Genomic DNA, 11,819 nt, shown 5'->3' with positions numbered 1-11,819 from the left:
GCGTACGGCGGAAGGCCTCAGGGTCCCATGCTAGTCACGGATGCGGAGGCACCCGCCGTCGCGGCCCAGCACCGGTGACGCACGAAGGCGCGGCGCTGGGTAGTGTGCGGGGGTGCTGATCGCCGGTTTCCCCGCGGGTCCCTGGGCACCAACTGCTACGTCGCGGCCACCGCGGCCGGCAACGAGTGCGTCGTCATCGACCCCGGGAAGGACGCTGCGGCCGGGGTCGACCAGGTCGTGCGGGAGCACCGCCTCAAGCCGGTGGCCGTGCTCGTCACCCACGGCCACGTCGACCACATGTGGTGCGTCGCCCCCGTCGCGGGTTCGTACGACGCCACCGCGTGGATCCACCCCAGCGACCGTCACCTGCTCACCGACCCGATGGCCGGGATGTCCCGTGAGACGACGCAGATGCTGCTCGGCGGCAACTACCAGTGGGCCGAGCCGGACGACGTCCAGGAGCTCTCGGACCACCAGGTGCTCGAGCTCGCCGGCCTGCGATTCGTGGTCGACCACACCCCGGGCCATACGGAGGGGTCGGTCACCTTCCGTTCGCCGTACGACGCCGCCGACGTCTCCGAGGTGATGTTCTCGGGGGACCTGCTCTTCGCCGGGTCGATCGGCCGCACGGACCTCCCGGGCGGTGACCACGCCACGATGCTGCGCAGCCTGACCGACAAGGTGCTGCCGCTCGCCGACGACATCGTGGTGCTCCCCGGACACGGCGAGCAGACGTCCATCGGTCGCGAGCGCGCGACCAACCCCTTCCTGCAGGACCTGATCGACTCCGGGTCCGCAGGGCGAGTCACCCGAGGACTTTGAGCCAGCATGAGCAACAAGCCGACCCCGCTGAGCGGGTTCCCTGAGCTGCTGCCCGAGGAGCGTTTCGTCGAGCAGCAGGTGATCGACACCCTTCGCCGCATCTTCGAGCTCCACGGCTTCGCCGGGATCGAGACCCGCGCGGTGGAGCCGATGGAGCAGCTGCTGCGCAAGGGGGAGACCTCCAAGGAGGTCTACGTCCTGCGTCGGCTCCAGGCCGGGCCCGATGACCAGGCGGGCACCGACAGGTCGAGCCTCGGCCTGCACTTCGACCTGACCGTCCCGTTCGCGCGCTACGTGCTCGAGAACGCCGGCAAGCTCGAGTTCCCGTTCCGCCGCTACCAGATCCAGAAGGCGTGGCGCGGCGAGCGGCCGCAGGAGGGCCGCTACCGCGAGTTCACCCAGGCCGACATCGACGTGGTGATGAAGGACGACCTGCCGTTCCACTTCGACGTCGAGGTGGCCCGCGTGATGGCGGAGGCGCTGTCGGCGGTGCCGCTCCCGCCGCTGCGGCTGCGGGTCAACAACCGCAAGCTCATCGAGGGCTTCTACCGCGGCATCGGCGCGAGCGACCCGGCGACGGTCATCACGATCATCGACAAGCTCGACAAGCTGCCGGCCGAGCAGGTCTCGGCGCTGCTGGTCAGCGACGCCGGACTGAGCGAGAAGCAGGCTGCGCAGTGCCTGCAGCTGGCCTCGATCACCAGCAGCGACACCTCCTTCGTCGAGCAGGTGCGCGCCCTCGGGGTGGAGCACGAGCTGCTCGAGACGGGCCTCGCGGAGCTTGCCGCCGTCGTCGACGGGTGCGCCGCGGTGCGCAGCGACCGGTTCGAGGTCGAGGCGAGCCTGAGCCTGGCCCGCGGGCTGGACTACTACACCGGCACCGTCTTCGAGATCTACATGGTGGGCTTCGAGTTCCTGAAGTCGGTGGGAGGCGGCGGCCGCTACGACGCACTCGCCTCCGACGGCCGCAACACCTACCCCGGGGTCGGCATCTCGTTCGGCATCTCCCGGTCGCTGGTGCCGCTGATGAGCAGGGCCTGCTGAGCAGTGACCGCAAGGTCCCGAGCGTCGTGCTGGTGGCGCTCAACGACGAGGAGAGCCGACCCGCCGGCGACGCCATCGCGCAGGCGCTGCGCGCCCACGGCATCCCCTGCGAGGTCGCCGCGAGCGCCCAGAAGTTCGGCAAGCAGATCCGCTACGCCGAGCGCCGCGGCATCCCCTACGTCTGGTTCACCGGCCGCGACGGCGGCCACGAGGTCAAGGACATCCGGACGGGGGAGCAGGTGGCCGCAGACCCGGCGACCTGGACGCCCCCCGAGCAGGACCTGCGTCCGCAGGTCGTGACGAGCAACGAGGAGCAGAACACGTGATCCGCACCCATGACGCCGGCGCCCTGCGCGCCGACCACGTCGACCAGACCGTCACCCTGGCCGGGTGGGTGGCCAGGCGCCGCGATCACGGGGGTGTGGCCTTCCTCGACCTCCGCGAGGCCAGCGGTGTCGTGCAGGTCGTCGTCCGCGACGAGGCCGTCGCCCACAGCCTGCGCAGCGAGTACTGCATCCAGGTCACCGGCACCGTCAGCCGGCGTCCGGAGGGCAACGCCAACCCCAACCTGCCCTCGGGCGAGATCGAGGTCATCGCCGAGGACGTCGAGGTGCTCAGCGCCGCGGCGCCGCTGCCGTTCCCGATCGACGAGCACGTCGAGGTGGGGGAGGAGGCGCGGCTCAAGCACCGCTACCTCGACCTGCGCCGCCCCGGCCCCAACAACGCCTTGCGCCTGCGCAGCAAGGTCAACAAGGCGGCCCGCGACGTCCTCGACGGCCACGGCTTCGTCGAGATCGAGACCCCCACCCTGACCCGCTCGACGCCGGAGGGGGCGCGCGACTTCCTGGTGCCCGCCCGTCTGCAGCCCGGCAGCTGGTACGCCCTGCCGCAGAGCCCCCAGCTGTTCAAGCAGCTGCTCATGGTCGCCGGCATGGAGCGCTACTACCAGATCGCCCGCTGCTACCGCGACGAGGACTTCCGGGCGGACCGCCAGCCGGAGTTCACCCAGCTCGACATCGAGATGAGCTTCGTCGAGCAGGACGACGTGCTCGCGGTCGCCGAGGAGATCCTGGTCGCGCTGTGGAGGCTCGTCGGCCACGACGTCTCGACCCCGCTGCCGCGGATGACGTACGCCGAGTCGATGGCGCGCTACGGCACCGACAAGCCGGACCTGCGGATGGGCCAGGAGCTCGTCGAGTGCACGGACTACTTCAAGGACACCCCCTTCCGGGTCTTCCAGGCGCCGTACGTCGGCGCCGTCGTCATGCCCGGGGGAGCGAGCCAGCCGCGCAAGCAGCTCGACGCCTGGCAGGAGTGGGCCAAGCAGCGCGGCGCGCGCGGGCTGGCCTACGTGCTCGTCCAGGACGACGGCGAGCTCGGGGGACCGGTCGCCAAGAACATCACCGACGAGGAGAAGGCCGGCCTGGCCGCCCACGTGGGCGCGCAGCCGGGGGACTGCATCTTCTTCGCGGCCGGCCCGGCGAAGTCGAGCCGCGCGCTGCTGGGGGCCGCCCGCCTCGAGATCGGTCGCCGGTGCGGCCTGATCGACGAGGACGCCTGGAGCTTCCTGTGGGTGCTCGACGCGCCGCTGTTCGAGCCGACGGCCGACGCGACCGCGTCGGGTGACGTCGCCCTCGGCTACAGCGCCTGGACGGCCGTCCACCACGCCTTCACCTCGCCCCAGGACCTCGAGACCTTCGACAAGGACCCGGGCAACGCCCTGGCCTGGGCCTACGACATCGTCTGCAACGGCAACGAGATCGGCGGCGGGTCGATCCGTATCCACCGCGAGGACATCCAGAAGCGCGTCTTCGCGATCATGGGGATCGACGAGGACGAGGCCCAGGAGAAGTTCGGCTTCCTCCTCGAGGCCTTCAAGTACGGCGCCCCGCCGCACGGCGGCATCGCCTTCGGCTGGGACCGGATCGTGGCGCTGCTCTCGGGCAGCGAGTCGATCCGCGACGTCATCGCCTTCCCGAAGTCCGGCGGAGGTTTCGACCCGCTCACGGCCGCCCCCGCACCGATCACGCCCGAGCAGCGCAAGGAAGCCGGCGTGGATGCCAAGCCGGCGAAGAACGTCCTTCCCGACGGTTGAATCGACGCACGATCGCTCGCCCGGGGTCGAGACCAGATCGTTACGCGTCAGTGATCGTGGATGAGGGCCGCGTCACATAGAGTCTCCCCGGTTGCCACCCCTCCGGTGTCCGCAATCCGGGCACAGGATCAGACCAGCAGCAGTTCCGACAAGACAGAGGTGCCATGACGGTCCAGGCCTCCAACCTGCAGAGTGAGCAGATGCCCGATGCGACGGGTGGGTCAGGGGGAGACGCCGCCAAGGTGGCGGGTCAGTCCCCGACCAAGCTCGCGATCGGCCGGTTCCGCCACGACAAGCTGTCGATGATCTCCTTCGTGATCGTCGTCGTCTACATGCTGGCAGCGCTCGCGGCACCCTTCCTCGTGAAGTTCGGGGTCCTCGACCCGACGACCTTCCACCAGAACCTCACCGACCCGTCGACGGGTGGCATTCCCTACGGCAAGCTCGGCGGCGTCAGCTGGCACCACCCGCTCGGGGTCGAGCCGGCCACCGGCCGCGACGTCCTCTCCCGTCTCTGGTACGGCGTGACGTTCTCCCTCGCCATCGCCCTCTCCGCAACCATGATCTCGATCGTGGTCGGTGCGGTGCTCGGAATCATCTCCGGCTTCAGCGGCGGCTGGATCGACTCGATCATCGGTCGTTTCATCGACCTCACGCTGTCCTTCCCGGTGACCCTGATGCTCCTGGCGCTCTCGGCCATCGGCATCCAGATGGTCGCCGACGTCCTGCCCGGCAGCTTCTCCGACCCGCTGCCCAACGGCGCCTACGTCGTGGTCGTGCTCGGGGTCTTCGGCTGGCCGGGCATCGCCCGCATCATCCGTGGCCAGGTGCTCACGGTGCGCGAGCGGGAGTTCGTCGACGCCGCGGTCCTCTTCGGCGCCTCGAAGTACCGGATCTACTTCAAGGAGATCCTCCCGAACCTGTGGGCCCCGCTGCTGGTCACCTTCACGCTGACCATGCCCGCCTACATCTCTGCCGAGGCGGCCCTGAGCTACCTCGGCGTCGGGATCCACCCGCCGACGCCCACGCTCGGCAACATCCTCAAGGGTTCGATCAACTACTCGCAGGCCGACTTCTTCTTCTTCTTCACCCCGGCCTTCCTGATCATGATCATCGTCGTCAGCTTCAACCTGCTGGGTGACGGCATCCGCGATGCCCTCGACCCGAAGACGGCTCGATAAGACCCTTTACCCCACGAATTTCGGTGACACGGAGTCACCGGAGGTGCCGCCGCTTGTGGCGCACATGAACAAGGAGAAGTGATGGTCAACTATCGAAAGCGGTTGCTCGCTGGCACCGTTGCGGTGGCGATGGCGGGCGCTCTCGCTGCCTGCGGCGGCTCGGGCAGCAACCCGGGGGGCTCCTCCACCCAGTCCGCCACCGCCGGTGGCACGCTGCAGTACTACATCTACGCCCCGTTCGAGCACACCGACCCGCAGCGCAGCTACCTGGGCGTCGAGATGACGAACTTCAGCCGGACGGTCTACCGCTCGCTGGTTGCGTTCCCGATCTCGACCGACCCGAAGGTGTCCAACACCCCGGTCCCCGACCTGGCCACCGACACCGGCACCTCGTCCGAGGGCGGCAAGGTCTGGAAGTTCACGCTCAAGGACGGCGTGAAGTGGGAGGACGGCAAGCCCGTCACCTGTGAGGACTTCAAGTACGGCGCTTCGCGCGTGTTCGCCACCGATGTCATCACCGGTGGCCCGAACTACCTGCTGAGCTACCTCGACATCCCGACCGACGCGAAGACCGGCCTGCCGGCCTACGACGGTCCGTACAAGGGTGACGGCCAGGCGCTGTTCGACAAGGCGATCACCTGCGACGGCAACACCATTACGTACAACTTCAAGAAGCCGTGGCCGGACTTCCCGCTGGCTGTCGCGGGTCTGCACATGATGGACCCGTACCGCCAGGACAAGGACCAGGGCGCGAAGTCGAACTACCAGATCTTCTCCAACGGCCCCTACATGATCAAGGGCGGGGGCGCCATGTGGAACAAGAACAAGGGCGCTCTCTTCGTTCGTAACCCCAACTACGACCCGAAGACCGACTCGACCGACATCCGCAAGGCGCTGCCGGACGAGATCAACTTCACCGTCGGCCAGACCCCGGAGACGATCTACGACCGCCTGATCGCCGACAACGGTGACGACCAGTACGCCGTGACGAGCAGCCGCGTTCCCCCGGCCTACTACACCCAGATCCAGGGTGCGGTCGCCGACCGCTCCGTCCTGGTGAAGTCGCCCTACGTCGACTACCTGGTGCCGAACTTCCGCAACATGCCCGACCCGAAGGTCCGCGAGGCCCTCAAGGTCGCGACCAACGCCACCGCGTGGATCAACGCCGGTGGTGGCGAGAAGGCCTACGGTCCCGCCGAGTCGATCGTGAACCCGGCCGTCGTCGGCTACCAGCCGAACCCGGCGTTCTCGGGTCCGCAGGAGGGTGACCCCGCCGCAGCCAAGAAGCTGCTCGAGGAGGCCGGCGTGAAGATGCCGTACCCGATCACCTTCACCTACCCGACCTCCGACACCGCCGACAAGCAGGCTGCGGCGCTGAAGGAGACCTGGGACTCGGCCGGCTTCGACGTGACCCTCGACGGTCTCGGTGACACCTACTACGACGTCATCCAGAAGCCCACCAAGGACAGCGACGTCATCTGGGGCGGCTGGGGTGCCGACTGGCCCTCCGCCATCACCGTGACCCCGCCGCTCTTCGACAGCCGCCCGAACCTGACCGCGGACTCCGACGGCCAGGACTACGGTGCCTACAAGAGCGACAAGTTCAACGCCTCGTCGACCAGGCCAGTCCGCGACCAACCTGGACGACCAGACCAAGGCGCTCCAGGAGGCCGACAAGGTCCTCGGTGAGGACACCGCGTACATCCCGCTCGAGGTTGCCAACTTCTACTGGCTCCACGGGTCGAAGGTGACCGGCTACATGAACACCCCGTCCTCCAGCTCGTACGTGGACCTCGGTCCCATCGGCGTGGAGAACTGATCCACCAGTAACATCCGCAACACCAGAGCCGGGCGGCCGCCAGTGCGGCCGCCCGGCACCGGGGCGGGGGCCTCCACAAGAGGCTCCCGCCTCACCCCGTCCATGTGGTCGGTGCCCCGGGCCCGGCCGCACACGACCAGATCCGTCCCCCGAGGTGGTCCCACCCATGTTCGCCTACGTCGTCCGGCGCTCCATCGTCGGCGTGATCATGCTCATCGTGATGAGCCTGGTGACGTTCATGCTGTTCTTCGCGTCGCCGGTCGACGCGGCACGCTACGCGTGCGGCAAGAAACTGCTCCCCCCAGCTCATCGAACAGACGCGGAAGGCGCTGGGCTACGACCAGCCGACCGTCGTGCAGTGGACCGACTTCCTCAAGGGCGTCGTCCAGGGGCGCGAGTACCCCAACGACCCCGAGCTCAAGAAGAAGGCTCCCGAGCTCATCGCCAACTGCCCCGCCCCGTGCTTCGGCTACTCGGTGGTGAACCAGACCACCGTGAACACCGAGATCAAGGAGGCGTTCCCGGTCACCTTCTCGATCGCGCTCGCGGCGCTGATCATGTGGCTTGCCGGCGGCGTCTTCTTCGGGGTGATAGCCGCGGTCAAGAAGGGAACATTGCTGGACCGCGGCATCGTGGCCGGAGCGCTGGTCTTCTACGCCTTCCCGGCCTTCTTCATCGGTGTCTTCCTCCTCAAGTTCTTCGCCATCAAGTGGCAGCTGGTGGCCATCCCCGAGTACGTCCCCATCGCCGACGGCTTCGGCCTCTGGCTCCAGGGACTGCTGCTCCCGGGACTCACCCTGGCGCTGCTGTACATGGCCGGCTACATCCGGATGACGCGCGCCTTCGTGCTCGAGTCCATGAGCGAGGACTACGTCCGGACCGCGCGCGCCAAGGGCCTGAAGTCGCGCCGGGTGCTCGTCAAGCACAGCATGCGCGCCGCGCTGACCCCGCTGGTCACGCTGGTCGGCCTGGACTTCGCGGCCCTCATGGGTGGCGCGATCATCACGGAGACAGTGTTCAACTACAATGGTCTGGGCAAGCTGGCCTTCGACGCCAACACCACCTACGACCTCCCGACCATCATCGGTCTGGTGATCCTTCTCGGGACGTTCGTGATCGTTGCCAACATCATCGTCGACGTGCTCTACGCCGTCATCGACCCGCGCGTCCGCGTCGGCTGAGGGGATAACAGTGTCCAGCTTTCTTTCGGTCCGCGACCTGAAGGTCCACTTCCCGACGGTCGACGGCGTGGTCATGGCCACCGACGGCCTCTCGTTCGAGCTGCAGAGGGGCAAGACGCTCGGCATCGTGGGCGAGTCCGGCTCGGGCAAGTCCGTGTCGAGCTCGGCCATCCTGGGCCTGCACCGCAAGTCCAGCGCCATTGTCAGTGGCGAGATCTGGCTCGACGGCGTCGACCTGCTGCAGATCAGCGACGAGGAGATGCGTCGCCGTCGTGGCAAGGACGTCGCGATGATCTTCCAGGACCCGCTCTCGGCGATGCACCCCTACTACACCGTGGGGAACCAGATCGCCGAGGCCTACCTCGTGCACAACAACGTGAGCAAGAAGGCCGCCAAGAAGAGGGCCATTGAGATGCTCGACCGGGTGGGGATCCCGCAGCCCGACCGCCGCGTGGACGACTACCCGCACCAGTTCTCCGGCGGTATGCGGCAGCGGGCCATGATCGCCATGGGGCTGATCAACAACCCGAGCCTGCTGATCGCCGACGAGCCGACCACCGCGCTCGACGTGACGGTCCAGGCCCAGATCCTCGACCTGCTGCAGGATCTCCAGAAGGAGTTCGACTCCGCCGTCATGATCATCACCCACGACCTCGGTGTCGTCGCGGAGATGGCCGACGACGTGCTCGTGATGTACGCCGGCCGTGCGGTCGAGTACGGCAAGTGCAAGGAGATCCTGACCCACCCGGAGATGCCGTACACGTGGGGACTGCTCTCGAGCGTCCCGGACGTCACCGGCGACACCAGCGCCAAGCTGATCCCGATCCCGGGCAACCCGCCCAGCCTGCTCAACCCGCCGTCCGGGTGCGCGTTCCACCCGCGCTGCACGCACATGGACAAGGTGCCCGGCGACCTGTGCCGCACCGAGATGCCCGAGCTCGTCCCCGGCGTGAGCGCCGGAGAGCACCTCAAGCGTTGCCACCTGGCGAACCCCGATGAGATCTACGCGACGGAGATCCTCCCTGAGATCGCTCCCGAGCTGGTCGAGGAGAAGTGATGGACCAGACCCCCACGACCGAGCCGTCGCCCCAGGGCGAGGGACCCGGCACCGCGACCGTGGCCGCGGCTGACCACGAAGCCCCCAGGACCACGGCGAACACCAAGGCCGTCCTCTCGGTCGAGAACCTCAAGATGTACTTCCCCGTGAAGTCGTCCGGCCTCATCCGCCGCACCATCGGCCACGTCCAGGCAGTCGACGGCATCTCGTTCCAGCTGCCCACCGGCGGCTCCCTGGGCCTGGTGGGCGAGTCGGGCTGCGGCAAGTCGACCACCGGTCGCCTCGTGACCCGGCTCTACGAGCCCACCGCCGGCAAGATCGAGTTCGAGGGCCGTGACATCGCCAACGTGTCGGCCCGGAGCCTCAAGCCCCTGCGGCGCGAGATCCAGATGATCTTCCAGGACCCGTACACCTCGCTGAACCCGAGGCACAGCGTCGGCGCGATCATCGGTGCGCCCCTGGCGATCCACAACATCCTGCCGAAGAACAAGATCCTGCCGCGGGTGCAGGAGCTGCTGGAGATCGTGGGGCTCAACCCCGAGCACTACAACCGCTACCCCCACGAGTTCTCCGGCGGCCAGCGCCAGCGCATCGGCATCGCCCGGGCGCTGACCCTCCAGCCCAAGGTCCTGGTGGCCGACGAGCCCGTCTCGGCGCTCGACGTGTCCATCCAGGCCCAGGTGGTCAACCTGCTGCAGAGCCTGCAGCGCGAGTTCGACATCGCCTTCCTCTTCATCGCCCACGACCTGGCGATCGTCCGGCACTTCTGCCCGGAGATCGCGGTGATGTACCTCGGCAAGATCGTGGAGATCGCCGACCGGGAGACGCTGTACTCGCGTCCGCACCACCCCTACACCCAGGCGCTGCTGTCCGCGGTGCCCGACGTCAAGCAGGCCGCCATCGGTGGCCGGCGCGAGCGGATCCGGCTCGAGGGCGACGTGCCCAGCCCGATCAACCCGCCGTCAGGCTGCCGGTTCCGCACCCGCTGCTCGCTGGCGCAGGAGATCTGCGCCCGCGCGGAGCCGCCGCTGCTGCAGATCGGCAAGCGCCACAAGGTCGCCTGCCACTTCCCCGGCGAGCTGGGCCACCACCCCGAGAAGCCGATCACCCCGCGCCTGCTCGGGGTCGACGACACGGGTGCACCCGACCCGGGCGCCGCACCGGCTGCGGAGGTCGGCAACGACCCCGGGTTCTCAGACACCTGGTTCGACCTCGAGCGCAGGTCGATGGCGAAGGCCTGACGGCGGTCCGTGGACGGACTGTTCGAGGTCGGCGGCGGTCCCGCCGCCTCCGCGACTGCCGGCACGCACGCCGACGTCGGTCACGCAGCCGCACCGCTTGCGGTGCGGCTGCGTCCGCGTACCCTCGACGAGCTCGTCGGGCAGGAGCAGCTGCGCGCCGCCGGCGCGCCGCTGCGCCGCCTGATCGAGGGTGACCAGTCGATGTCCCTGCTGCTGTGGGGGCCACCCGGCACCGGCAAGACCACGATCGCCTCGATCGTCAGCCAGCAGACCAACCGCCGCTTCGTCGAGGTCTCGGCGGTCTCGGCAGGGGTGAAGGAAGTGCGCGCCGCCATCGACGGGGCGCGCGCCGAGCTCGTCGCCACGGGGCGGGAGACGGTGCTCTTCGTCGACGAGGTGCACCGCTTCAGCAAGGCCCAGCAGGACGCGCTGCTGCCGGGCGTCGAGAACCGCTGGGTCTCCCTGGTCGCCGCGACCACCGAGAACCCCTTCTTCTCCGTCATCTCGCCGCTGCTGTCGCGCAGCCTCCTGCTGCGGCTGCAGTCACTGACCGATGACGACATCCGGGCGGTGCTCGCGCGCGCCGTCGTCGACGAGCGGGGTCTCGCCGGTCGGCTGGAGGTCGCGGACGACGCGCTGGACCACCTCGTGCGCCTCGCAGGCGGGGACGCCCGGCGCTCGTTGACCTATCTCGAGGCAGCCGCGGGCGCCGCCACCTCCCGTGGTCTGGAGACGATCGACCTCGAGACCGCCGAGACCGCCGTGGACCAGGCCGCCGTCCGCTACGACCGGCAGGGCGACCAGCACTACGACGTGACCAGTGCGTTCATCAAGTCCGTGCGCGGCTCCGATGCCGACGCGGCCCTGCACTACCTGGCCCGGATGATGGAGGCGGGGGAGGATCCCCGCTTCATCGCCCGTCGCCTGATGATCCTGGCGAGCGAGGACATCGGCCTGGCCGACCCGACGGCGCTCACGACCGCGGTCGCCGCCGCCCAGACCGTGCAGCTGATCGGGATGCCGGAGGCGCAGCTGACGCTCGCCCACGCCACCATCGCGTTGGCCGTGGCGCCGAAGTCGAACGCCGTGACGACCGCGATCGGAGCGGCGATCGCGGACGTGAAGGCCGGCAAGATCGGTCCGGTGCCGGCCCACCTGCGCGACGCCCACTACTCGGGGGCGAAGAAGCTCGGCCACGGGAGCACCTACAAGTACAGCCACGACGAGCCCTACGGGGTCGCCGAGCAGCAGTACGCCCCCGACGTGGTGCTCGACGCGGAGTACTACCGCCCCACCGCCCTCGGTGCCGAGGGAGCGGTCAAGGAGCGCTGGGAGCGGATCCGACGGCTGGTCCGGGGCGGCAAACGCCCGCGATAGGG

The 11,819-nt window shown here is 68.7% G+C and carries 8 protein-coding genes and 2 pseudogenes; all 10 read left to right on the top strand.

Features of this window, described 5'->3' with window-relative positions:
- Positions 1–102 precede the first annotated feature (102 nt).
- The 10 genes and pseudogenes from H0S67_RS13395 to H0S67_RS13355 all read left to right on the top strand — a co-directional run bounded on the left by H0S67_RS13395 (position 103) and on the right by H0S67_RS13355 (position 11,817).
- A complete protein-coding gene (locus H0S67_RS13395; protein WP_180933462.1) occupies positions 103–822 on the top strand; it encodes an MBL fold metallo-hydrolase in 720 nt (239 codons plus the stop codon).
- Positions 823–828: 6 nt separating this feature from the next.
- Positions 829–2,192 (top strand): annotated as a pseudogene (gene hisS, locus H0S67_RS13390) (histidine--tRNA ligase).
- Entirely contained in the window at positions 2,189–3,961 is a 1,773-nt protein-coding gene (gene aspS / locus H0S67_RS13385; RefSeq protein WP_180933461.1) for an aspartate--tRNA ligase, read from the top strand. Before hisS ends, aspS begins: the two are co-directional and overlap by 4 nt.
- Positions 3,962–4,125: 164 nt before the next feature.
- Complete coding sequence (locus tag H0S67_RS13380; RefSeq protein ID WP_180933460.1) at positions 4,126–5,142, top strand: ABC transporter permease; 1,017 nt, start codon at positions 4,126–4,128, stop codon at positions 5,140–5,142.
- A gap of 81 nt (positions 5,143–5,223) precedes the next feature.
- Positions 5,224–6,831, top strand: coding sequence for an ABC transporter substrate-binding protein (locus H0S67_RS13375; RefSeq protein ID WP_246354724.1), 1,608 nt, complete (start codon positions 5,224–5,226; stop codon positions 6,829–6,831).
- A 296-nt stretch (positions 6,832–7,127) separates the two neighbouring features.
- Positions 7,128–7,202 (top strand): annotated as a pseudogene (locus H0S67_RS27385) (hypothetical protein); the annotation flags it as partial.
- A gap of 112 nt (positions 7,203–7,314) precedes the next feature.
- The gene (locus H0S67_RS13370; protein ID WP_425489812.1) at positions 7,315–8,142 is read left to right on the top strand and encodes an ABC transporter permease; all 828 of its coding nucleotides are present in this window, start codon (positions 7,315–7,317) and stop codon (positions 8,140–8,142) included.
- 73 nt (positions 8,143–8,215) lie between these two features.
- Positions 8,216–9,199, top strand: a complete 984-nt coding sequence (locus H0S67_RS13365; protein WP_180936920.1) for an ABC transporter ATP-binding protein — start codon at positions 8,216–8,218, stop codon at positions 9,197–9,199.
- The gene (locus tag H0S67_RS13360; protein WP_180933459.1) at positions 9,199–10,440 is read left to right on the top strand and encodes an ABC transporter ATP-binding protein; all 1,242 of its coding nucleotides are present in this window, start codon (positions 9,199–9,201) and stop codon (positions 10,438–10,440) included. The genes H0S67_RS13365 and H0S67_RS13360 overlap by 1 nt, the downstream gene beginning before the upstream one ends.
- 9 nt (positions 10,441–10,449) lie before the next feature.
- On the top strand, positions 10,450–11,817 hold the full coding sequence (locus tag H0S67_RS13355; RefSeq protein WP_180933458.1) for a replication-associated recombination protein A: 1,368 nt from the start codon (positions 10,450–10,452) through the stop codon (positions 11,815–11,817).
- Positions 11,818–11,819: the final 2 nt, after the last annotated feature.

The organism is Nocardioides ungokensis, from assembly GCF_013466985.1.
Classification (GTDB): Bacteria; Actinomycetota; Actinomycetes; order Propionibacteriales; family Nocardioidaceae; genus Nocardioides; species Nocardioides ungokensis.
Note: the sequence above shows the minus strand (reverse complement) of the source record. Positions and strands in the feature narration are given on the sequence as shown.